This window comes from Rothia nasisuis (assembly GCF_928381405.1).
GTDB classification, from domain to species: Bacteria; Actinomycetota; Actinomycetes; order Actinomycetales; family Micrococcaceae; genus Rothia; species Rothia nasisuis.
Map to the genome: position 1 here is coordinate 98,847 of NZ_CAKMSB010000008.1, position 23,506 is coordinate 122,352.

Annotated in this window: 19 protein-coding genes, 1 pseudogene and 2 riboswitches; of the genes and pseudogenes, 7 read left to right on the top strand and 13 right to left on the bottom strand. The window is 61.8% G+C overall.

The features are described 5' to 3' along the window. Positions 1–49: 49 nt before the first annotated feature. Positions 50–162: riboswitch (glycine riboswitch) on the bottom strand. Further along, positions 163–276: riboswitch (glycine riboswitch) on the bottom strand. A gap of 189 nt (positions 277–465) precedes the next feature. The 12 genes from L6966_RS08085 to modA form a co-directional block, all read right to left on the bottom strand. Then, positions 466–1,686 carry an MFS transporter gene (locus L6966_RS08085; RefSeq protein WP_237233179.1) on the bottom strand — a complete coding sequence of 407 codons (1,221 nt, stop codon included), beginning with the start codon at positions 1,684–1,686 and terminating at the stop codon, positions 466–468. 10 nt (positions 1,687–1,696) lie between these two features. Continuing rightward, on the bottom strand, positions 1,697–2,485 hold the full coding sequence (gene narI / locus L6966_RS08090) for a respiratory nitrate reductase subunit gamma (protein WP_237233180.1): 789 nt from the start codon (positions 2,483–2,485) through the stop codon (positions 1,697–1,699). Then, complete coding sequence (gene narJ, locus L6966_RS08095) at positions 2,482–3,270, bottom strand: nitrate reductase molybdenum cofactor assembly chaperone (protein WP_083090874.1); 789 nt, start codon at positions 3,268–3,270, stop codon at positions 2,482–2,484. The genes narI and narJ overlap by 4 nt, the downstream gene beginning before the upstream one ends. Before the next feature lie 2 nt (positions 3,271–3,272). Then, positions 3,273–4,907 (bottom strand): nitrate reductase subunit beta, encoded by a 1,635-nt coding sequence (gene narH, locus L6966_RS08100; RefSeq protein ID WP_083090875.1) that lies wholly within the window; start codon positions 4,905–4,907, stop codon positions 3,273–3,275. After that, the gene (locus L6966_RS08105; RefSeq protein ID WP_237233181.1) at positions 4,907–8,629 is read right to left on the bottom strand and encodes a nitrate reductase subunit alpha; all 3,723 of its coding nucleotides are present in this window, start codon (positions 8,627–8,629) and stop codon (positions 4,907–4,909) included. Before L6966_RS08105 ends, narH begins: the two co-directional genes overlap by 1 nt. Positions 8,630–8,748: 119 nt before the next feature. After that, on the bottom strand, positions 8,749–9,969 hold the full coding sequence (locus L6966_RS08110; RefSeq protein WP_237225232.1) for a ThiF family adenylyltransferase: 1,221 nt from the start codon (positions 9,967–9,969) through the stop codon (positions 8,749–8,751). A gap of 174 nt (positions 9,970–10,143) precedes the next feature. Then, complete coding sequence (locus tag L6966_RS08115) at positions 10,144–10,650, bottom strand: molybdenum cofactor biosynthesis protein MoaE (protein WP_083090878.1); 507 nt, start codon at positions 10,648–10,650, stop codon at positions 10,144–10,146. Next, positions 10,640–11,143, bottom strand: a complete 504-nt coding sequence (locus L6966_RS08120) for a MogA/MoaB family molybdenum cofactor biosynthesis protein (RefSeq protein WP_237225231.1) — start codon at positions 11,141–11,143, stop codon at positions 10,640–10,642. Before L6966_RS08120 ends, L6966_RS08115 begins: the two co-directional genes overlap by 11 nt. Then, positions 11,140–11,631: a cyclic pyranopterin monophosphate synthase MoaC gene (gene moaC / locus L6966_RS08125; protein ID WP_083090880.1), complete on the bottom strand. Its 492-nt coding sequence runs from the start codon at positions 11,629–11,631 to the stop codon at positions 11,140–11,142. Before moaC ends, L6966_RS08120 begins: the two co-directional genes overlap by 4 nt. A gap of 80 nt (positions 11,632–11,711) precedes the next feature. Beyond that, positions 11,712–13,073 carry a molybdopterin molybdotransferase MoeA gene (locus L6966_RS08130; RefSeq protein WP_083090881.1) on the bottom strand — a complete coding sequence of 454 codons (1,362 nt, stop codon included), beginning with the start codon at positions 13,071–13,073 and terminating at the stop codon, positions 11,712–11,714. After that, entirely contained in the window at positions 13,070–13,939 is an 870-nt protein-coding gene (locus L6966_RS08135) for an ABC transporter permease (RefSeq protein WP_237225230.1), read from the bottom strand. The genes L6966_RS08130 and L6966_RS08135 overlap by 4 nt, the downstream gene beginning before the upstream one ends. Positions 13,940–13,948: 9 nt before the next feature. Then, positions 13,949–14,716: a molybdate ABC transporter substrate-binding protein gene (gene modA, locus L6966_RS08140; RefSeq protein ID WP_083090883.1), complete on the bottom strand. Its 768-nt coding sequence runs from the start codon at positions 14,714–14,716 to the stop codon at positions 13,949–13,951. A 144-nt stretch (positions 14,717–14,860) separates the two neighbouring features. On the opposite strand from modA, the gene moaA reads away from it, so the two are divergent. The 5 genes from moaA (at position 14,861) to L6966_RS08165 (ending at position 19,356) form a co-directional block, all read left to right on the top strand. Further along, entirely contained in the window at positions 14,861–15,994 is a 1,134-nt protein-coding gene (moaA, locus tag L6966_RS08145; protein ID WP_237225229.1) for a GTP 3',8-cyclase MoaA, read from the top strand. A gap of 26 nt (positions 15,995–16,020) precedes the next feature. Next, positions 16,021–16,302 (top strand): ubiquitin family protein, encoded by a 282-nt coding sequence (locus L6966_RS08150; RefSeq protein ID WP_083090885.1) that lies wholly within the window; start codon positions 16,021–16,023, stop codon positions 16,300–16,302. Between the two features lie 3 nt (positions 16,303–16,305). Beyond that, the gene (gene mobA, locus L6966_RS08155; RefSeq protein WP_237233182.1) at positions 16,306–16,932 is read left to right on the top strand and encodes a molybdenum cofactor guanylyltransferase; all 627 of its coding nucleotides are present in this window, start codon (positions 16,306–16,308) and stop codon (positions 16,930–16,932) included. A 12-nt stretch (positions 16,933–16,944) separates the two neighbouring features. Further along, a complete protein-coding gene (locus L6966_RS08160; protein WP_237225334.1) occupies positions 16,945–18,183 on the top strand; it encodes a molybdopterin molybdotransferase MoeA in 1,239 nt (412 codons plus the stop codon). A gap of 156 nt (positions 18,184–18,339) precedes the next feature. After that, positions 18,340–19,356, top strand: a complete 1,017-nt coding sequence (locus tag L6966_RS08165; protein ID WP_237233183.1) for a LacI family DNA-binding transcriptional regulator — start codon at positions 18,340–18,342, stop codon at positions 19,354–19,356. On the opposite strand, the gene L6966_RS08170 is transcribed toward L6966_RS08165, so the two are convergent. Then, complete coding sequence (locus tag L6966_RS08170; protein WP_237233184.1) at positions 19,339–21,459, bottom strand: S8 family serine peptidase; 2,121 nt, start codon at positions 21,457–21,459, stop codon at positions 19,339–19,341. The two genes, L6966_RS08165 and L6966_RS08170, sit on opposite strands and share 18 nt — an antisense overlap. A 697-nt stretch (positions 21,460–22,156) precedes the next feature. Between L6966_RS08170 and L6966_RS08175 the strand changes: the two genes are divergently transcribed. After that, positions 22,157–22,828, top strand: a complete 672-nt coding sequence (locus L6966_RS08175; RefSeq protein WP_237233185.1) for a DUF6318 family protein — start codon at positions 22,157–22,159, stop codon at positions 22,826–22,828. Then, positions 22,828–23,506: pseudogene (locus L6966_RS08180) on the top strand (hypothetical protein); the annotation flags it as partial. The gene L6966_RS08175 and the pseudogene L6966_RS08180, both read left to right, overlap by 1 nt.

Genomic DNA, 23,506 nt, shown 5'->3' on the forward strand with positions numbered 1-23,506 from the left:
CCAGGGGTAGAGGCTAAACCGGCGCACAGGGGTGCCCTGTGAGTGGTGCCCTCCCCACTCTGTTAAAACCTGAGAGTTTTGGTTCGCAGCTACCCATCACGCACGGTAGCGGACGCGAATTTTGCCCCTTCGGTGGGGGTTTGACGCCCCTCTCCAGAGTTGCCTCACTGAGCGGTACATGTGCCTGAGAGTTTCCCGGGGAGGGTTTGCTCCTTCGGCGCCGGTGCCCGTGGTCCCTCAACCTCGAGCATGTACGGTCTCTCCCGCACCAGTTGTAACGGCGTTTTAGTTGTAACAACCCTTATTGTGCCATACCTTACACCCAAAGCACCACACGAGGGACTTTTGGGGTGGGAAAGTCGATTTTACAGGGCGGACGCAGCCGCGCCCCGCCCCTGCCCAAAGGCAGGAAAGCGGGGCGCGGGCGTCCGGATATCTCCCTGACCGGGGAGTACCAAGCTGGGTTTAGGCAGCGCGGGCAGGTTTCTTATCTGATGCCATCCAGAGCGAAACCAGAATAGAAATCACGCAGGTAGAAGCCAGGGCCAGCACGCCCCAGAAATAGTTACCGTGGGCGGTGTAGGCAGCGCCCATAATCAGGGGCGGGAAGTAGCCGCCCAGGCCACCGGCTGCCGAGACCAGGCCAGACACGGTACCGGTATCCTGCGGGCGCACCACCTTGCCCAGCCAGCCGTAGATGGTACCGGTGCCAAAGCCCACAAAGAGGGCCATGACCACGTGAATCAGGGTATTCACAGCGGTGCTCTCGGGTTCGAAGGCAATGCAGACAGCCAGCACCGTCATAGCAACGAAGACGATCAGGGTGGTCAGCTTACCGCCGAACTTGTCGGCGGCGACCCCACCAAAGGGGCGGGCCAGCACGGCGCAGGCTGCGAACATGGCAGCGAAGGTACCACCGGCAACGGCTTCATAGCCGTAGATGTTCTGCATGTAGGTTGACAGGAAGTTGGAGAAAGCCACGAAGGCGCCGAAAACCACGGCGTAGATGAAGCAGAGCTGCCAGGTCACCAGTTTCTTGGACACCGCCAGGATCTTGGGCAGAACAGGCTCGGGGGTGCGGGCCTTCATGACGGGTGAGTCGCGGATGAAGAGCCAGACAATCACGGCGTAGGTCAGGGCTACACAGCTCATAATGACGTGGGTGGGAAAGTAGCCAAAAGCAGCCAGCATGCGGGGGTTGAAGAAGGCGGCGCAGGCAGTACCGACCATACCCATGCCGAAAATACCGGTTGCCAGGCCCTTGCGGTGGGGCCCAAACCAGGCAGCGGCAAAGGGAATACCTACCGCGAAGATGGAGCCACCGATACCCAGGAGGAAGGCTGCCACCAGCAGCAGGGAGAAGTTACCCATCTGCCCCACCAGGCCGGTAACGAGCACCATGGATCCGGTGAGGGTCAGCATGATGGTGAACATAATGCGCCCACCGAAGCGGTCGGTCAGTGCACCCACCGGAATACGGGCCAGGGACCCAACGATCACCGGGGTGGCAATGAGCAGGGAACGCTGCCCCTCGGTCAGGCCGTAGGTTTCGGTGTAGTACTTGGCCAGGGGGCCAATCATGGTCCAGCCCCAGAATCCAATCATGGAGGCCAGGGCCGCCATAATGACGTACTTGAACTGACCAGCAAGCTGCGGATCTTTCGCAGCAACAGCCGTAGTAGACATGGTCTTTTCCTTAGTGGTGGTGGTGCTGGCGCTCGACCGTGCGGGCGTCCTTATTCACAGAATCTGCGGTGCCGACCGGTGACCAGCCGCGGGCGTGGTTGCGCTTGCCGCGGGAGCGGTAGACGATGTAGGGCCGGAAGATGTAGTGCAGGGGGGCGGTGAAGGCGTGCACCAGGCGGGTGAAGGGCCAGAGGCAGAAGAGGATCATGGCCACAATGACGTGGATATGGAAGGAGGTGGTAGCGCTGGCCATAGCCTCGATGTTGGGCTGGAAGTAGAAGAGGGAGCGGAACCAGACCGAGACGGTTTCACGGTAGTTGTGGTGTCCCTCGATTTCCATGGCGTTGAAGAGGGTGGCAACTGATCCAAGGACGATGGCGCTGGCCAGAGCCACGTACATCATCTTGTCGTTCCAGGTGGTGGCGCGGAAGACGGTGGCGGAGGTGCGGCGGCGGTAGATCATGGCGAAGAGACCGATCAGGGTAGCAACCGCCGCAATGGAGCCCAGCACCAGAGCGTTGATGTGGTAGAAGTGCTCGGAGATGCCAACCGCGTCAGTCCAGGACTTGGGGATCACCAGACCCACGATGTGGCCCACGAGCACGACCAGGATGCCGTAGTGGAACATGGGGGAGGCAATGCGCAGCAGCTTGGACTCATACATCTGGGAGGAGCGGGTGGTCCAGCCGAACTGGTCGGTCTTGTAGCGCCAGAGGGTGCCGCCGATGACGATGGCGAGGGTGATGTAGGGGAAGATGCCCCAGAGGAAGAAGTCGAGGGCGTTAACTGTGCCGGTCACAGGGTGGCTCCGTTCTTATGGTCGGCGCCGATGGTGGCGCCGGGTGTCTGTTCGTGGGGCAGCAAGAGGGGTAGCAGGCGGGGGTCGCCGGGGGCCAGGGCCAGGCCGACGGCTTCTGCGGGCGGGCCTGCGGTGACCAATTTTTGCACGTCAGCCTGAGTTTCGGGGGAAACCCCGGGCAGGGTCTGGCAGACCGCCTCAATCAGCTCGTAGTAGGGCAATTTGTCATCACGCAGGGCCAGGCGAAGAAGTTCCAGGGAGGGCCGGTAGGCCTGTAGAGCTGCCCGCCCGGCCCGGGCGTCCACCAGGGCGGTGAATTCAAGAACCATGGGCAGGTAGTCCGGCAGTTCCCCGTGCAGGGTGGTGACCATGCCGGAGTCGCGGTACATCTGCTTGAAACGGGCCAGGGCCTCACCGCGGCGGCGGGTATCGCCCTCGGTCCAGTAGGACAGGTGGAAGGCGTGGCGACGCGACAGGTCATACTCCTGCACGTATTCAGCCTGCATGGCGTCGAGCTCGGTTGTCTCGTACCAGGTCTTGATACGGGCTACGCCGCGCATTAAGTAGTCATTGCCGGTTTCTTGGGCGAGCGCGGTGAGTTCGGGCAGCAGGGCGCGGGTTTCTTCACTGGGGTAGCGCATGAGGACGCTGGTGAGCTGGTAGACCACGGCGTCGGTGGGGTGCCCGCTCCCCCAGTCCATGTCGAAGGGGTCGCCCGAGGGCGGAGTGGGAGGTTCCACCTCCGCCGCGTTGCGTTTGAGGAGTTTGGAGAAGAATCCTGCCACGGCTAGACCTTCTTGCTTCCAAAGGTGTCGGGGAAGAGGGAGTCGGGGCGGGTTTTGCCGTCCCACATGAAGATGTCGACCTTGCCGTCGGCACGGGCGGCGTTGGCGTAGGAACCTGCGGAGACAGGCACGGGACGGTCGCCGGGGTCGGTGAAGGCTCCGTCGTAGAGCATGCCGGGGCCGCCGTCGGTATCGAGGGAGCAGCCGATTTCTTCGAGGTTGTGGGCGTCCTCCAGGTGGGCCGGAGGAATGACGTAGCGTTCTTCGTACTTGGAGATAGCCATGAGGCGGTACATCTCGTACATTTCTGCGCCGGTCATACCGACTTCGCGGGCGATGTCTTCGTTGCCGACGCCACCGAGGGTGATGTCTCGCATGTAGGCGCGCATGGCGGCTAGCTTTTTGAGCACATTGACCACGATGGTGGTGTCGCCTGCGGTGAAGAGCTCGGCAAGGTACTCGACGGGGATGCGCAGAGAGTCGATGGCTCCGAAGAGGTTGGCCTGGGACTCTGCGTCGTGGCCCTGTTCCTTGAGCAGGTCGATGATGGGTGAGAGCGGCGGTACGTACCAGACCATGGGCATGGTGCGGTATTCGGGGTGCAGGGGAAGGGCGATCTTCCACTCCTTGGCCAGCTTGTAGACCGGGGACTTTTGGGCTGCGGTGATCCAGGAGTCGGGGATACCCTGCTTGGTTGCCTCACGAATGACCTCGGGGTCAAAGGGATCGAGCATGATGTCGAGCTGGGCCTGGTAGAGCTGCTTCTCATCGGGCACCGAGGCGGCTTCGGTCACGCGGTCGGCGTCATACAGGAAGATGCCAATGTAGCGCATGCGGCCCACGCAGGTTTCGGCGCAGACGGTGGGAATACCGTGCTCGATACGGGGGTAGCAGAAGGTACATTTTTCGGCTTTGCCGCTCTTGTGGTTGAAGTAGATCTTCTTGTAGGGGCAGCCGGTGATGCACTGACGCCAGCCTCGGCACTGGTTCTGGTCGACCAGCACGATGCCGTCCTCTTCGCGCTTGTAGATAGCGCCGGAGGGGCAGGACGCCATGCAGGAGGGGTTGAGGCAGTGCTCGCAGATGCGGGGCAGGTAGAACATGAAGGTGCGTTCGAACTCGAACTTTATCTTCTCTTCTGACTGCTGACGTACCTTTTCAACCAGGGGGTCCAGGTGGCCGGACTCGTGGGCACCGCCCAGGTTGTCGTCCCAGTTGGGGCCCCATTCGATGGAGGTGTCCTCACCGGTAATCAGGGATTTAGGACGCGCGGTGGGAAAGTCATCGCCTAGGGGCGCGTTGGTGAGGTTCTCGTAGTCGTAGGTCCAGGGTTCGTAGTAGTCCGAGAGCTCAGGCTGAACCGGGGAGGCGAAGAGGGTAAAGAGTTTCTTGAAGCGGTTACCGCTCTTGAGCTCAAGGCGTCCGCGCTTGTTCAGTACCCAGCCGCCCTTCCACTTTTCCTGGTCTTCGTAGCGGCGGGGGTAGCCCTGGCCGGGGCGGGTCTCGACGTTGTTGAACCAGACGTATTCGGTGCCGGCTCGGTTGGTCCAGGCCTGCTTACAGGTGACGGAGCAGGTGTGGCAGCCCAGGCACTTGTCGAGGGCCATAATCATTGAAACTTGTGCCATGACGCGCATTAGTAGGTTACCTCCTGCTTGCGGCGGCGAATTCTTGAAACGATATCTCGCTGGTTACCGGTGGGTCCCAGGTAGTTGAAGGCGTAGGCCTGGTGGGCGTAGCCACCGATCAGGTGGGTGGGTTTGACCATGATGCGGGTGACGGAGTTATGAATGCCGCCTCGCTTGCCCGACACCTCTGATTTGGGGATGTTGACCAGGCGTTCCTGGGCGTGGTGCACGTAGACCACACCTTCGGGCATACGGTGGGAGACCACCGCGCGGCCCACGAAGACGCCGTTGGCGTTCTCACACTCGATCCAGTCGTGGTCCTTGACCCCGATTTTGGTAGCGTCCGCCGGGCTCATCCAGGCGTGGGTGCCACCACGGGAGAGGGTCTGCATGTAGAGGTTGTCGTGGTAGGAGGAGTGGATAGCCCACTTGTTGTGCACCGTCACGTAGCGCACAGCTACCGACAGGTCGCCGGTCTCACCGATTTCGGGTTCACCGAAGAGGTTGTGCATATCCAGTGGCGGGCGGTAGACCGGCAGCTGCTCGCCCATCTCGCTCATCCAGTCGTGGTCGAGGAAGAAGTGCATACGACCGGTGAGGGTGTGGAAGGGCTTGAGCTGCTCGATGTTGAGGGTGAAGGGGGCGTAGCGGCGTCCGCCGGTCTCAGAACCTGACCACTCGGGTGAGGTGAAGACGGGGCAGGGCCGGTCCTGGGTATCGCGGAACTTAATGCGCTTTTCTTCGTTGCCCTCAGCCAGGTGGTGCATCTTTTTGCCCACCCGCTTTTCCAGGGCTTTGAAGCCCTTGAGGGCTACCGGGCCGTTGGAGGTACCCGACAGAGCCAGGATGGTGTCGGCCAGCTTAATGTCGGTATCAAGGGCCGGCAGACCAGCGCCCTTACCGCTACCCATGACGCCGTGTTCCTCAGCCAGCTGGGCCAGCTGCTCGTTGACGTCCACCGTCACGAACTTGGTGGTGGTGCCCAGCTTGGAGAGCAGGGGGCCGACCGAGGTGTACATGTCGTAGATAGCCGGGTAGTCGCGCTCCACCACGGTGAAGATGGGCATATTCTTGCCCGGGATACCGGCGATTCCCTGGTTCTTCCAGTCAGGTGCATGGCCGCCGGGCTGGGCCAGCTGACCGGGAGTGTCGTGCTGCAGGGGCACGGATACCAGGTCGTTGCGCTTGCCCAGGTGCTTGGCTGCCCACTTGGAGAAAAGGAAGGCCAGTTCCTTGAAGACCTGGTGGTCGGTCTTGGTCTCCCAGGGCGGGTTAATGGCCGGGGAGAAGGCATGGATGTAGGGGTGCATATCGGTGGAAGAGATATCGTGCTTCTCGTACCAGGTGGCGGCGGGGAAGACGATGTCCGACAGCAGGGTGGAAGAGGTCATGCGGTAGTCGGTGGTCACCAGCAGGTCCAGCTTGCCTTCTGGCGCGTTCTGGGCCCATTTGACCTCGGCGGGCTTGAAATCCTCGGAGTCCTTACCCATGACCGAGTTGTGGGTGCCCAGCAGGTGCTTGAGGAAGTATTCCTCACCCTTGGCGGATGAGCCCAGCAGGTTGTTGCGCCACAGCACCAGGGTGCGGGGCCAGTTGACCGGGTTGTCGACGTCCTCCACCGAGAAGTCCAGGTCGCCCGAGTTCAGGCGCTGGGCAACGTAGTCTGCCGGGGACTCGGCGGTGCCAGCGGCAACCGCTGCGGCACCGGCGTCCGCCAAATCCAGGGAGTTTTCGGGGAACTGGGGGTAGAAGGGCATCCAGCCCATGCGCACGGAGCGGGCTAGGACGTCCGCTGTGTGAACCCCGCGCAAATCCCCCTTGGCCAGGGGCGATTGCAGGGAGTCGGTGGTACGGCCGTCGGAGCGGAACTGGTCGGTGTGCATGTACCAGAAGGCGGTACCTGCCTGGGTACGCGGCGGGCGAATCCAGTCCAGGGCGTTGGCCATGTGGGACCAGCCCGTGATGGGGCGGGCCTTTTCCTGGCCGACGTAGTGGGCCCAGCCGCCGCCGTTGCGGCCTTCAGCGCCGCACATCATGAGCAGGGCTAGAATCGCGCGGTAGGTGGTGTCGCCGTGGTACCACTGGCAGATACCGGCACCCATGATAATCATGGTGCGACCACCGGAGTCGATGGAGTTCTGGGCGAACTCGCGGGCGGTGCGAATCACGGCCTCGGCGGGTACGGAGGTAATGGCTTCCTGCCAGGCTGGGGTGTACTGGGTGTCGGCGTCCTCAAACCCGGTGGCCCATTGGCCGGGCAGGCCGGGGCGGCCAATGCCGTACTGGGCCAGCATAAGGTCGAAGACGGTGGTGACGGTCTTGCCCTCAACGGTGATGGTGGGTACCCCGCGGGTAATAACCTTGCCGCGGCCCGAGGGCTCGTCGAAGGCGGGCATCTGGATTTCGACGGCGCGCTCGGCGCCGGTCGGCAGATCCAAGATGGACAGGGCGGGCTTGACCCCCTGTAAGTCCAGGTTCCACTTGCCTTCGTCCTCTGCGTTGTAGCGGTGGCCCAGTGAACCGTTGGGTACCACAACCTCACCGGTTTCGCGGTTGAGCAGGACAGTCTTGAAGGACGCGTCGGGCACCTGCGCATGGTCGGTCAGGTTTGCGGCGGTCAGGAACTTAGCCGGGACTGTTACCCCGTCTTCGCGGGTCTCAAGAGTGATGAGGAAGGGGAAGTCGGTGTAGGTGCTCACGTAGTTCTCAAAGAACTCGACGCGGCGGTCGACAAAGTTCTCCTTGAGGATCACGTGCCCCATAGCCATAGCAAGGGCGGCGTCGGTGCCAGCCTGGGCGGGCAGCCACTCGTCGGCGAACTTGGTGTTATCGGCGTAGTCGGGCGAGACAGAGACAACCTTGGTGCCGCGGTAGCGTACCTCAGCCATCCAGTGGGCGTCGGGGGTGCGGGTGACCGGGATGTTGGAGCCCCACATCATGAGGTAGGTGGCATCCCACCAGTCACCGGATTCGCGCACGTCGGTCTGGTCGCCGAAGACCTGGGGTGAGGCCACCGGCAGGTCGGCGTACCAGTCGTAGAAGGAGGTCATCACGCCGCCGATGAGCTCGATGTAGCGAGCACCCGAAGCGTGGGAGACCATGGACTTGGCAGGAATGGGCGAAAAACCGATGTTGCGGTCGGGTCCGTAGGTTTTGATGGTGTGAATCTGGGCTGCGACCACCATTTCGAGGGCTTCTGCCCAGGAGCCGCGCACCAGACCGCCCTTGCCGCGGGTACTCAGGTAGCGGGAGCGCTTCTCGGGGTCAGAAACAATCGAGGCCCAGGCTTCTACGGGGTCCCCCAGACGGGCGCGAGCTTCGCGGTACATCTCCAGCAATACACCACGAATGTAGGGGTACTTCACGCGGGTGGGTGAGTAGGTGTACCAGGAGAAGGCGGCGCCGCGGGGGCAGCCGCGGGGTTCGTATTCGGGGCGGTCGGGGCCAACAGTGGGATAGTCGGTAGCCTGAGCCTCCCAGGTGATTACACCGTCTTTGACGAAGACCTGCCAGGAGCAGGAGCCGGTGCAGTTAACGCCGTGGGTGGAGCGGACGACCTTGTCATGGCTCCAGCGGTTGCGGTAGAAAACATCGCCTGCGCGACCACCCTTGAGGAAGGCTGCGCGGCCATCGTCGGTTTCATCCCACTTGGTGAAGAATTTGCCGAATTTGATGAGCTTGTCAGTGAGCGGCCCGTCGGGCCCAGGTGTGTGTGATGCCTGCTGTGTCATGGGCACCAGTCTACCCAATAATTTGCATAATAAATACCGAATAAAAATCTTCGCAAATTAAGTATCAGGCATGCACATATTCAGCGGTGGTAGGGCTTTAAACCACCCGCTCAGAAGCCCTACCCCTGGCTTGTCAGCCAGGAGTCAATGCCACCTTCCACGCTGTAGAGATCACTGAAACCAGCATCGGTGAGCAACTTCAGTGCCTTGAGCGAGCGCACCCCCGCCGCACAGTAGAGGGCATAGCGCCCCTGGTGGCTGGGCAGGATCGCGTCTATGGCCGCCCCTAGAGCCGGATCGGTGGGTGCGGCCTCAATCAGCGACAGGGGTAGGTTGAAGCTACCCGGAACAGCTAGCGCTGCGTGCTCATGAGGCTCTCGCACATCAATGAGGGGAACCCCCTCAAAGTAGGGTGAGCTGGCAATATCAGCCCAGGTAACTTCCATACCGTACTGGTCAGGTTCGGCGGTAGCGGGTTCCCAGTCGGTAGCGGGCGGACGCAGGGGCGCAGGGGTCTGCCCCTGCTCCGTCACCTGCCCACCGGCGTCCGTACCAGAAACTGCCGTGCGGGCACTTGGGCCAATACCCGAACCAGAAGCGGCGCGGGAGGTAGAGGCAAGCAGGGGGATGTACTCCCAGCGGCCGGTCAGGCCGGTGTAGTAGCCCACCTCGCCCATCAGCGGCTGCCCAATACCGGTCAGCAGCTTGATAACTTCCAGGGCCATTGCGGTTCCTACGACCCCAGCCAGGGCACCGATGACACCTGCGGTAGCGCAGTTGGGTACCGAACCGGGGGCTGGTTCGAGCGGGTACAGGTCCTCGTAGACCGGCCCGTGACCCGCCCAGAAGACGCTCATCTGGGCGTCGAACCCGAGAATGGCACCCCACACATGGGGAATGCCCTGGGCAGCAGCAGCGCGGGAGGCAGTGTAGCGGGTGGGGAAATTATCGGAACCATCAACCAGCACGTCCACACCGGCCAACAGCCCTGCCGCATTAGCGTCGGTCAGACGCTCCTTGACAGCTTCGACCCTAATCAGGGGATTGAGTTCGCGCAGGGTTTGGGCGGCTGAGTCAGCCTTAGATGACCCCACCCGGGCATAGGAGTGGATGACCTGACGGTGCAGGTTAGAGGTTTCTACCGCATCATCGTCGATGATGAGAATACGACCGACACCCGCCCCGGCCAGGTAGAGCAGGGCCGGGGAACCCAGGCCGCCTGCCCCGATCACCGCAACCGTTGCCGCACTCAGCTTTTCCTGACCAGCCTGCCCCATCTCCGGCAAAATCATCTGCCGCCCGTAGAGCTGGTAGGCCAGCGACGTTAGTTCAGAGGTCATGGTAGGTCTTTCTCTAGAGTGAAGCGGGTTCTTCCCGCTGGGCAGGTCTCGCATTCTCGCCCGCAGACCCTCTTGGGGCTCGCGCTGGGGCGCTCGCCCCAATTAACGCCAGTCCCGAGCCAGCGGGCTCGGAACGCGAGACCCGCCCCAGCAGTATCTGCATCTTCTATGCTCCTAGCCGGTAGGCGTGTCGATTCCCACCCACTGCACGCTGCCGTCGGTGAGTTCTTGTTCTTTCCAGATGGGTACTTCTGCCTTGATGCGGTCAGCTGCCAGGGAGCAGGCAGTGAAGGCTGTGCCACGGTGGGCTGCCGCTGCCAATACGGTGAGGGCGGATTCGCCGATGGGAATGGGACCAACGCGGTGGGCTGCCCACAGGCGCACACCGGGGATTTCTTCTGCCACCGAGCGCAGGACGCGCTCCAGATAGTCGATTGCCTGGGGGTGGGCGGTGTAGGCCAGGGCCGCTACAGGCTCCCCGTGGTCGTGGTCGCGCACGATACCGTCGAAGACGACCAGGGCACCCATGGCGCGGGTCATGGTCGATTCTTTAGCTCCTGCTAGGAGCGGTTCGAGGGGGTCTTCGGTAATAGAGGCATGAACGACTGTGGAGTCCACCGGTTCAAGCGGACGCCCAGCGTAGGGGTTAGCTCCTGTGGGGCCTGGGCGGTTAGTGGTCATGGTAGTCCTCTAGCTGGCGGCAGATATGGGTAACGAGGGGTTCGAGCACGGCACAACCGTCCTTGACCCCCCCGGTGGAGCCGGGCAGGGTCATGATGAAGCTGGTGCCGATGACGCCAGCGATTCCACGGGAGAGCACAGCGGCGGGGGTGTTTTTGAGACCCTGATTCCAGAAGGCGTGCATGATGCCGGGAACTTCTTTGGTCAGGTGGGGGCGCACAGCCTCAACGGTTGTATCGTCTGAGTTGAGGCCGGTTCCGCCGCTGGTCAGGATGAAGGTGGGTAGCTGCCCTGAGGCCACCAGCCGGTCGAAGTAGGCGGGCACGTCGGCGTCCGCCACCACGACTGCGTCGGGGGTTTCAAAGCCCTGGTTGCGCAGCCAGGTGACCGCTAGGGGGCCGGATTTATCTTCATAGATGCCGCGGGCGGCCCGGGTAGAGGCTACGATGACTAGGCCGGTACGGTTCTTGGGCAGGGTGTAGCTGCTGCTCACTGCTCTACCTTCCAATCCCCGGATTTACCGCCGGTTTTTTCCAGCACCCTGATCCCGGTCAGTACGGCCTGCTTATCAACGGCCTTGATCATGTCGTAGACCGTCAGCGCCGTCCCGGAGACAGCGGTGAGGGCTTCCATTTCTACACCTGTGACGCCGCGAGTTTTGACCAGGGCCTCGATGCGGATACGGTCGGGGTGCCGCTCAAAGTCGATGGTGATTTTGCCCAGGGGCAGGGGGTGGCAGAGGGGGATAATCTCGGGGGTTTTCTTGGCTGCCATAATACCGGCGACGCGGGCCACGGGCAGGGCATCGCCCTTGGGCAGGTCGGCGTCAAAGATTTTTTCAATGACGTCTGCCCGGGTAACGATATAGCCCTCAGCCACGGCGGTGCGGGTGGTTTCGTTTTTCTCGGTGACATCGACCATGTGGGCACTGCCGTCGGCGCGCACGTGGGTGAGGTTTCCGTTGGGGGTGGGGGCGGTCATGATCCTTGGCTAGCCTCTCAACACAAAATTAATCAGTATTTACTATACGTGATTTGCAGGCGGGGTAACTTTTGGTACAGCTACAGGGGAATATACCGCACCAGCTCACCGCCGCGATAGGTTTGACCGGGCTCAAGCTCAACCAGAGCATCAGCCTGCGCCGCGTGCAGCAGCAGGTGGGAACCGGTGGCAGCGCTCGGGGCCAGCAGGGTCAGGACGCTCCCGTCCGGCTGGACCTGCCGGGTCAGCTGAGCCCGCCGGTACTGGGTTTTACCTTCCGGGGCAGTAACGGGAGCTTCGAGCACTAGCTGGCCACGGGCGTCCTCCCGTTCTTCACCCACCAGATGAGCCAGGGCTGGCCGCAGCAGCAAGTGGTAGCTGATGAGGGTACTAACCGGATTACCCGGCAGGCAGACCACCGGCAGTACCCTGCCGTCAGGAAGACCCAGCAGGGCCAGGCCCTGGGGGCCGCCGGGCTGCTGGGTGGCGTGACCAAACCAGTGCGCAAGCACCCGAACCGTGCCGCCAGCAGCAGCGTTCGGGGCAGCAGGGTTAGTAGCCAGGGCCGTCAGACCCAAACGAACCACCTCATACTTGCCGTGACTGATACCGCCACTGGTGACGATCACATCGGGCGTCCGCTCTGCAAGCGCACCGGTCAGGGCAGCAATAAAGTTTTCCACGAAGTCGCCGATGGGCAGGTGGTCGGTGGTGCAACCGTCCTGCTCGGCAAGGGCAGTGAGCACCGGCCCGTTGGCATCAAATATCTGCCCCGGGGCCGGGGCGGCACTGGCCGGAGCGACCTCGTCGCCCCCGGTAATGATGAGCAGGTGCAGAGGGCGGTAGACCTCCACTTCCCCGATTCCCTGGGCAGCCAGGGCACCAAGCAGGGCCGAAGTCAGACGGCTACCGGTGTCGGCCAGGAGCTGACCGGCGGCAACGTCCTCCCCCACGCTGCGCACAAAGGTACCGGGAGAAGCCTGCGGTAGCTCAACCTGCCCGCCCTCGCCCACAAACCCGGCGGCGTCCGGCTGCCCCACCAGCGGGCGACTGCGTTCCACCGGCACCACGGTGGTGTACCCAGCAGGCACGGGCGCACCGGTCATAACGGGGTAGACCACATCATCAGCCACCGGCAGCCCGCTTACGGGCGCCCCGGCGGGAATATCGGGCCCCACCCGAAAGATACGAGCTTCCCCCTGTGCCGCACTACTGGTCAGGGCATAGCCGTCCATCTGGGAGTTGGCGAAGGAGGGCTGTGGAGCCAAGGCGTAGAGGGGTTCTGCGAGCTGGCAGCCGGCGGCCTGCTGGAGGGGTAATCGCTGACTGGTGGGGGTGACGGTCGCAGCTACCAGTTCACGTACACAGGCAGCATAGGCGACCGGCGCGATGCTCTTCCCCGTGGGGAGCATCCGGTCGAAAGTCTCTTGGGCTTGTGTCATGCTTGGCGGTTTCCTTTCAGTCGGCCCAGCCAGAGGGCAAAGGCTCCGGCGGCCAGCAGGCCCAGGTAGAGGGCGATCAGCATGAGTGCCGCCCCCAGGGCAGCATCCATACGGTTAGAGCTTAAGGCCAGGTCAATAGCCAGCGGAAGAGTGCGGGTCACACCCTCGATATTCCCGGCAAAGGTGACGGTGGCACCGTACTCCCCCAGGGCACGGGCAAAGGTCAGGACGGCTGCCGTCAACAGACCGGGAGCAGCCAGGGGTAAGAGCACACGGGTAGTAACCTCGGTAGGGCTCGCCCCCTCAAGCCGGGCAATCTCGGCGTATTCAGGAGGCAGCGCTCGCAGTGTGGTGACCAGGGTGGCCACAAAGAAGGGCAGGGCCACAAAGGTTTGGGCCAGAACCACAGCCAGCGGGGTGTAGGCCACCGAGAGGCCTGCCGTTTCAAGCCAGGAGCCGAGCAGCCCTCGCCTGCCCCAGAAAAAGAGCAGGGCCAGACCAGAGACCACCGGGGAGAAGATGATGGGGGTGTAGATCAACCCGTAGAGTGCCCAGCTCAGGCGGCGAGCGCGAGACTGCTCGAGAACCGTTGCCAGCACCAGGGCTGTAGGAGTGCCCAGCAGGGCTGATACAGCGGTAGCAGCTAGAGCGGTGAGCACCGAGAGCCGGACGGCAGCCAGGGCAGCTGGTTCTGCCAGCAGCTGGGGCAAGCTCCCCCAGGGGGTGCGCACCAGCAGGGCCAGCAGGGGCCCGGCGATAAGGGCTAGGGTGATCAGGGTGGGGAGCACAGCATGAACGGGGACTGCTGTGAAGGAGCTGGCCCGCCCTCGTGGCGGTGGGGTGGATACGGAGCCGAGTGTGCTCATAGTTCTAGTTTAGGCAGGTTCGAAGCCGTAGTCGGCCAGAATCTGAGCTGCCGCCTCAGAGGTGGCCAGCCAGTTCGCAAAGTTTTGGGCACTTTCCTTACCTTGACCGCTGCTGGTGAGGGCTAGGGGGTAGGCGTTACGTTCGACCTGGGGCAGGGTGATGACGGTGATATCGTCGGTGGCTGAGATAGCGGTGGCGTCGGTGGAGTAGATGAAGCCGGCATCCACCTGGCCGGTGGCTACCTTGGTGGCAACTGCCGAGACGTTAGCTTCTTCGGTGGAGGTGGCTAGCTCTACACCCTGGCGGGTAAGTTCCTGGTGGGCCAGGCGTCCGCAGGGCACCTGTTCGGCGCAGATAGCGGTCAGGACGCCGGGTGCGGCCAGGTCATCAACGCTATCAATGGCGGCAGGGTTACCTGGAGAAGTTGCCAGCACCAGGGCGTTGGTGGCAATAATCTCAGGGGTTGCAGCGGCAAGCTCTTCAACCTTTTCAAGAGCCTGGTTCATGGTGGTGCTATCGGCTGTAATGAGCAGGTCTGGGGTAGCGCCTTCGACCATCTGCGTAACCAGCTGGGATGACCCTGCGTAGGTGGCAGTGATAGAGACCTGCGGGTTTTCTTGACGATAGGCCGCTATGAGCTCATCGCCCACAGCCCCCAAGGAGGCCGCAGCAAAGAGCTGAACCTCAGCGTCCTGCCCCTGTGGGGAGGTTGCTACTCCCCCGCAGGCGGTAAGGCCCAGCAGAAGGGGGACGAGAAGGATGCTCAGGCGGCGCATGGGGTCTCCAATGACGGGGTAACAATGGCAGTGGTGGGGTCTTTATCTATAGATTAGTGTAGAGCCAGGTGGTGTTCTTCACCCGGTTTAGTTAGGCTAAATATTACATCTGAAATACCGATTAAGATTTGTGAAAGTGCGGGTATGCCCCAGTCTTCAGCCCCCAATCCCCCGGTGCCCCTGGGTTCTTCTATCCCAGTTGTGACCGGCGGTGCCAGTGCAGCTGCACACCCGGGCGTGCCCTCATCAGGCCCCCTTGCCGACCGCTGGGGACGTACCGCGACCGACTTGCGTATCTCTCTCATAGATAAGTGCAACCTGCGCTGCATCTACTGCATGCCCGCTGAGGGGCTGGCCTGGCTCCCTGCCCGGCAGCTTCTAACCCGCGATGAAATTCTGCGCCTCGTTGATATCGGTGTGCGAGACCTGGGCATCGAAGAGGTCCGTTTTACCGGTGGGGAACCTCTGGTGCGTGCCGACCTGGTCGATATCATCGCCGGTGTTCGCACTCACCACCCTCGCCTTCCTATCGCCCTGACCACCAACGGAATCGGTCTGGAGAACAAGGCAGAAAGTCTTGCAGCCGCAGGTCTCAACCGCGTCAATGTTTCCCTCGATACCGTCTGCCCGCAGACCTTTGCAGAGCTTACCCGCCGCGACAAACTAGCCAGCGTACTTGCGGGAGTCAAAGCCGCCGCAGCTGCCGGGCTGACCCCGCTTAAAATCAACGCCGTACTCATGCCCGGTATCAACGATGAGCAGGGGCACGAGCTCCTGGCCTGGGCGCTGGAGGGCGGCTACCAGCTGCGCTTTATCGAGCAGATGCCTCTGGACGCTGATCACAACTGGACGCGAGAAGGCACCATCACCGCCGAGCAGATTCGCCAGCGTCTCGCCGCCCACTACGACTTACTCCCCCACGGGCATCCGCGTGGGGCCTCCCCTGCAGCGCTCTGGGACGTCTACCCGCTCGGCAAAGCCAGCACAGCCGAGCCCCTGGGGCAGGTGGGCATCATTGCCTCGGTGACCGAACCTTTCTGCTCAGCCTGCACCCGCACCCGCATTACTGCGGACGGGCGGGTGCGTTCCTGCCTTTTCTCACTGACCGAAACCGACCTCATGGGAGCCCTGCGCGGCGGAGCGAGTGACGCGGAGCTAGCTCGTATATGGCGCAGGGCCATGTGGGCCAAACCTAAAGCTCACGGTAAAAATAAGACCGGTTTTGATACCCCTGATTTCACGCAACCTGAGCGTTCCATGAGCGCCATCGGAGGCTAAGCCACCCGAACGACTAAGGAGTAACAGTGCAGATCAACTTTTTTGCGGCCGCGCGGGCTGCCGCCGGTGTGCCCTCAATCGAGGTTGACCTGGAACAGCTAGGCGGGCAGAGCCTGGCCGCTGTGCAGGCCTACCTGGTCGGTCAGGTGAGTGGGGTGACTGCCTCGGGGCAGAGCTTGGCCGATATTTTGCCGCGTTGCAGCTTTCTCGTGGACGGAGTGGCGGCCAGAGGGCAGGCCCTCACCGACCCCCACCTGCTAGCCGGTGTAGCCCGCCTAGACGTACTGCCGCCCTTCGCAGGGGGCTAGGCCATGAAAGGCTTAACGTTTTCAGCGCTAGTGCTAGCAGGCGGACGTTCCTCCCGCCTGGGCGGGGTACCCAAAGCCCTGCTCACCCGTGAGGGGTCCACTCTCCTGAGCACCGTACTGGCTGCCTGCGAAGGGGCGGTCACCCGAGTGGTGGTGGGGCCCGCCACCCTCCCCCTCCCAGCGGATGTGATTCTCACCCGCGAAGAGCCCCCTTTCTCGGGCCCGGCTGCCGGCATTTCAGCGGGGCTCACGGCTCTCGCCAAGTACCAGCAAGGCGGGCAGATTGACCACTGGGTTCTGCTACTTTCCTGCGACCTGCCCCACGCCCGCACCGCGGTGCCGCATCTACTGGCCGCAGCGGCGTCCGCACCTCAGAGCACTGCGGGCTTTCGGGCTATCGCCGGGGGCCTGCCCCAGCATCTGTTGGGCATCTACCGTCTCCCCTCCCTGATAAAGGCTTTCACGGGAGACACAGCCAACGCGTCAGTGCACCGGTTTCTCAAGCTGCTGGCGCCCACCGATGTGCCCCTTGAGAGGCAGATAGCTGCCGATGTTGACACCTGGGACGATGCCGCCTCAGCAGGCTTCACTGCCCCACCGGGGGCCAACCCAGCCCAGAATCAGGAGTAACCCGTGCAGCATGTGAGCTGGCAGCAAGCCCGAGAGATTCTCTATCGGGCAGGTAGAGAAAATCTCACCCCGCACCAGAAACTACCCTTGAGCCAAGCGCTAGGCCGGGTTCTGGCAGAGCCCCTACGCACCCCGCAACCGGTACCCCACTATGACGCCTCAGCGATGGACGGTTACGCGGTCGCCGGCGCCCCGCCCTGGCACCTGCTAGAAATTCCACCAGCTACCCCTGAAGAAAACGTGCACAGCCGTGTGCTCCCGCTTGAGCCCGGCCAAGCCGCCCCCATTCTGACAGGTGGCCTACTACCACCCGGTGCCGATGCTGTACTCCGCCAGGAGCACGCCCTCACGAACCAGGGCCAGGGGCCCGCCTCTCGGATCCTGCACCCCAACCCGGCTTTCTTCCCGGAGCAGACGGGTCGCCCGGCCGCCGGTGCCGATATCCGCAGAGCAGGTGAAGAGGTGCCCCGCGGTGCCGAAGTCATCGCAGCGGGAGCCCGGGTAACCGCCCGACTGGCTGGTGCCCTGGCTACCATGGGATTCGATGAGGTCACTGTGCACCGCCGCCCCACTGTGGCGATAGCCATGACCGGCAACGAAATCATCACCGGCGGCCTCCCCGGCCCGGGCCAGGTACGCGATGCCTACTCGCACGCTTTCCCCGCTCTCCTAGCAGACTTTGGGTGTCAGGTCATCGCCTCCAATCGGCTGCCCGATACCGCCCAGGCCCTCACCGACTGGCTGACAGGAACTGACGCCAGTCTGCTCCTCATCACCGGCGGCTCATCCACCTCCACAGCAGACTGGGTGCGCCGCGTACTCGCTGAGCTCAACGCCGATTACCTCTTTGAATCGGTGGCTGTTCGCCCTGGCCACCCGGCCCTAGCCGCCCGGTTGCCCCGAGCAGTCAACCCCGCCTCCCCTATAATTCTAGGTCTGCCCGGCAACCCCCTTGCCGCCTACACCGCCCTCTACTCCTACCTGCCGGCCTGGGCATACGGTGCCACCTGCCGCAAGCTGCCCGAGCTGCCCACCGGCGTCCTCACAGGCACCGTGCCCGGCCACCGCAAAGCCAATTTGCAGCTCCTACCTACCCAGCTTGATCACCGGCCACAGGGACCCTACCTCACCCCCCTCCCCAAAACCCGGTCGCATATGCTGACCTCTTTTGCAATCGCTCAAGCGTTGGCCCTCGTACCCTCAGGTGGGGCACCAGCCGGTGCCCCCGTTCCCTACCTCCCCCTCTCCTAAAAGCTCTCTTCCGCGCAAACCGAACCACCACCGCGCAGGGCCTCAAGTGCCCGGTGACAATCGTTTGTCATAATGAGGCCCACGATTCAAGGAACCTGTCTAACACCTCTATAATTGAGAGCAATCTACGGCCACACAGAACAGCGGGAGCCTCACGTGCCCAAACCAAAACTCGGCGATGTCGCTGCGCTCGCAGGCGTCTCCCCCACCACCGTCTCCCGTGTACTCAACAACCGGGGCTACCTCTCCGAAGCCACCCGCGTCAAAGTCTTCGACGCCATGCAACAGCTCGACTACCGGCCCAACGCAATTGCCCGTTCCCTCCAGGGTCAAAAAAGCCAGCTCATTGGCCTAGTTTTCCCCTCGGTCGCCAACCCCTTCTACGGCGAAATGGCCTACCGCATCGAATCCCACCTAGCAGACATCGGGTACAAAACCATTCTCTGCAATTCCAACGACCACCCAGAATCCGAGCAACGCTACCTCGACATGCTCATAGCCAACCAGGTGGACGGTGTCATCACCGGAGCCCACTCCCAGGTTGTCGCGAACTTCCCCCACCTGGGTGCACCCCTCGTCACTATCGACCGGTCAGATACAGGCAGGGGCCCTAACATCTCCTGCGACAACGAGGCCGGAGCCCACCAGGCCACTCAGCTCCTCATCGACGGGGGTGCCCGCAACCTGTTGCACATCACCTCCACCCGCTCAGAGGTCAACCGGCGCCAGCAGGGCTATCTGCGTGCAGCCTCCCAGGCAGAGGTGCCCCATAGCGTCCTCGCGCTCGGGTTCACCACCGCCCACCACACCAAACAAGAAACCATCATCAACTACCTCGATGCCAACCCGCAGGTGGACGGAATCTTCGCCTCCAACGATGTGTACGCGGCCATGGTTCTCAACTACGCAAACCGCGCGGGGCGAGCCGTGCCCGGTGACCTCCAGGTCGTGGGGTTTGACGGAACAGAGTACACCCGCTCTCTCCTGCCGGAGCTGACCACCGTCGTCCAGCCCATCGATGCCATTGCCCAACGGGCCGTAGCCCAGCTCGTGCACGCCATGAATGATCCAGAAAAAGAGCTCACCGGCAGCAACACGCTACCGGTGAGTATTCACCCGGGAGGTACAGTGCGCGACCCCCAGCTCGCTCGGGCTCTAGCCGACCCTACGTAGGCCCTCAGAGCCGCTCCAGGTGAGGTGAGCACCGGACGAGAAACGAAGATGAACCCTTCCATCACCTTCCCAGCGCTCATCGTGAAGGGGGTAGCCCAACCGGGCTGTGTACCCGTTATTCTTCCAGTAATTGAAGAAGGATCCCCTAGCATTGACCGCAGTGGTGCCGTAGCGGGGGTGCCAGTGGTAGACGGTCTCAGATGAACTGCGCCTGAAGTACTGGGCCACGCCCCCGTCCGTCACCGCGATTTCTGAGGAGGCCGGGAACCCCACACCGGTGGGGCCACCCATCCCGTACCATTTGTTAGCGATAGCACCGCGAGCAACCACGGAGTGGGTGCCGGTGGCAGGGGACCATAGAACCGCGTAACGCACGCCGGTGCGCGGGTTCCAGAAGTTCTGGGCTGCCCCGCCGTAATAGGCATATTCAGCGGTGCTGGGGTAACCCAGGTAGCCTAGCTCCCAGCGCTGATTGGCGTAGAACGTGCCGATACCGGTTCCCCAGCGCATTGGCTGGGTACCGTAATTGGCGGTCCAGTAGAGGGTGTAGCTGTTGCTGAAATTCTGGATGACACCGCCGCCTGATGCATACTCGTTCTGGGTAGGCCTACCAAATATACCCTGACCACCGTTGCTGTAGTAGTAGGCGCCGATACCGCCAGTGAGACGGTAGGTTGGGGTGGCAGGTGCCACCGCTGCTACAGCCTTGCCGGTGTTAACTAGCCTGTAGCCCGAGGCGGCGGTGCCTGTTGAGACGAGGGTGTTGCGAATCTGCTCGACCGTCAGCCCAGGGTTGACCTGCTTCATGAGGGCGATGGTGCCCGAAACCATCGGGGCTGCCTGCGAGGTGCCGTAGAGGTCACCAAAGCTGGCTGTTGTGGCGGTGGTCCGCCCTGCATTGGAGGTAGAGCGCACCTGCTGCCAGGCGGTTCCGCCGGGGGCTAGAACATCGAGAGTGGACCCCCAGTTGGAGTAGCCGGTAAGGCTGTTGTCGCCCCCGGTTGCTCCCACGACTATGGCGTAGTAGCAGTTGGACGGTGTCCAATAATTAGCGTTAGCGCCGGCGTTGCCAGAGGCCACAACCACAGGCACACCGCGTGAGTGGGCCCCTCGAATAGCTGCGTCCAGAGCTGCGGGGCAGGTGCTAGAGGGCCAGGCCAGCGACGCATTGACGACGGTGGCTGGGGTGGCGTTGCGCGGGGCACCGGGCACGGTTCCACCCGAGGCCCAGGCGATTCCATCCGCTATATCTGAGGCATAGCCCCAGCCGTTGATACCGAGCACGCGTACCGGCTGCACTCTGGCGCCCGGCGCTACGCCGGGCAGGCCGCTACCCTGGGCTGCGGCAGCTGCGATACCTGCCACATGGGTGCCGTGCCAGTTCGAGGGTGTGCTACCTGAGAAGGTCCCCACATCGGTGGGGTCTGAGTCTCGGCCGCCACCGTCACGAGCGTAGGAGTTATCTGAGATGAAGTCATAGCCTGCTACCAGCTTAGAGGCCAGGTCTGGGTGGTAGGTGATGCCGGTGTCAACTACGGCAATGGTGGTTCCGCTCCCGTCGGCCCGGTACCAGGCTTCTGCGACGTTGGCGTTTCTAAAGTTCCAGAGTGTTCCATAGAGGGGCTCTTTGGTGGCAGCCCCGTATACGTTCTGTACTGCTCGTACCAGCTGGTCAGGCTCAGCGGCTACTACCTCAGGGGCGGCTGTGAGCGCCTCGATAGTTTCGGCCTGCTCAGCTTCGGTGAGAGTCTGGTCAGTTTGGATAACACCGGTAGCGGGGTCTTCACCCACAGAATCCTTGACAACCTCGGCGGCTTCCACCGCTGTGGTGTCGGTCAGGGCCCGGTCAACGATGGCTTGGCGATCTTCCGCGCTTGTTTCTTGGGCAAAAGTCACGATAATTCGGTCGGTATCTTTTTTGACCAGTTCGTCGCTGTGGGCAGGTTCTACCTGCTGCGTGATATCTTGTGCTGGCTCCTCGGCAACTGTTGCCGGGGCTGTGCTGGCTCCTAGAGCAAGGGCAAGGACGCTCGCTACAACCAGGTTCTTACCGGCAGTGTGCTTGAGGGCAGCAAAAGATAAAGGTGGTGTGGAAATGGGCATGGGGGTGCTCTTTCTCGGTGATGCGTGTGGGGGCATCAGCAAGATACCGAGGGTAGCATGAGGCTACCCGGTTGGGGGTCGGTTAGCTCGCTGACTAACAGTATTCTTACACGCTTAAGGGGGTCACAAAATAATCTGTCACTGTTTTTCACCCAGTTTTTTAGGTGAGCGTGCTCTCACTAAATGCAACGGAAAATTTTATCTTGCTATGCACCTCCCGCGCGCTATGTAATGAGGCTTATTCAATGGAGCCTATTCATAAGGGGTTTTCGAGGTGCCCTCGGGCTCACCTTAGGCGAAGCCCAGCGGCTTCGCCTATTCCGTAGGTTTCAATGGTCGGTCACCTGCCCCTCTCGTCCGGGTCACTCTGCGGTGCCGGACTCATGCGGCTTTGTTCAGCTGATTCGTACAGTAACACCCATCCACGGCACTACATACCAGCCAAGTTTGGCTTTCCGCCGGGCGGGCCTTGCCGAACAGATCTCAAAGTAGTCTCGTACAGCTCTTTTCAAAGGCGTGCAAGAGCCAGCCAGTTTTGTCGGCCCATCAGACCACAAACACCCAACACACCTGTGGAAAACCCACCCCAGCCCACGTAACACACCGTCACAAAACACACACCCCTTGCCAAGGCACAAACCCAGCACTATAAAAACACATAACACCTAACCACAACGGCGTCACCAGGAAACCCACCATGAAACACACCCAACACACAGCACTCGCCACCCTCACCCTCGCCCTACTCACCCTCACCAGCTGCGCCAACCCCGACACAAACAACATCCCCGCACCCGACACCAGCACCACCGCCTCCAGCGGCCACATCCCCACACCCGACCCCACCACCAGCAGCGAGACCAACTACTCCGGAGGCTCCAAAGCACCAGCCGGAGAATACCGCCCCGCCGACGAGCACGGCCCAGCCCAAAACGTCCCCCGCCCCACACGCCCAGAAGGCATGAACCTAGAAACACCAGAAGCAATGGAAAAGTTCATCAACTACTGGAACGATATGCGAAACTACGCTAACCAGACCGGTGATGTAACAGGTGTACAAGCACTGATCGATGAGTCCTTTGAACAGGAGCAAGATTTTTATGAGGCTTTAAAAGAAATCTACAATTCAGATGGATGGATTGTTGGCGGCCAAGTAGAAATTATCTACGATAAGAACTCACTCACTAGCCTGGGTGACGGAAACTATTCCATTGGAAGCAATATAAATGTACAAGATTCTGTGCTTTGGTACAATGGTGAAGCTACCTATAGCGACAATTCGCAATCTGCGCTGACAGGTACTGAGCTCCAGCTCAAATACACAGATGGCGCTTGGAAAATCATCGGCGCTAAAAAGGTAGGTAACTAGTGAAAAAGTTATTAATATCTGTTGTAGCGTTATTATCTATTTGTTTAGCATCTCCTTCTGCGCTGGCAGAATCAAACGGTGAGTCTACGGGCGATCAGTTCAAAGTAAATATTAAAGAGAAGTATCTTAAATCTACAACAATTACTGAGCAGGATACTGTATCGCAACCCACTGTAGGAACACAGGATGATCTTGATGAAGCTGTCAAGCTCATCCACTTCGACGAACCCGCCGCCCCCGGACGCGCACCCCTCCAACAAGGAAAAGGCCCACAAGAAGGAGCCTACTGCCTCACCACCGAAAACACCGTCGGAACCCTCAGCCTCGTCCCCAACGACTGGGCAGACGGCCGAGAAACCCCCTACAACACCACCCACGGCCGCAGCCTCGGATGCGTCCCCCTCACCCCAGAAGAACTCCAAGCAGCAGGCCTCGAAACCACCGAAGAAAACGGCCAAACAACCCTCCGCCCCACCACCATCACCCTCACCACCGAAGACTTCGAAACCTTCCCCATCACCCCAGCCACACCCCACCAAGAACGAGCACCCCACACCCTCAAAAACTACAACACCAACTTCTACACCACCCCCAACCCCCAAGAATTCACCCGCACCATCAACAACCAAACCGTCACCCTCCGAGCCACCCCCGCCTCCTACACCTACACCTACGGAG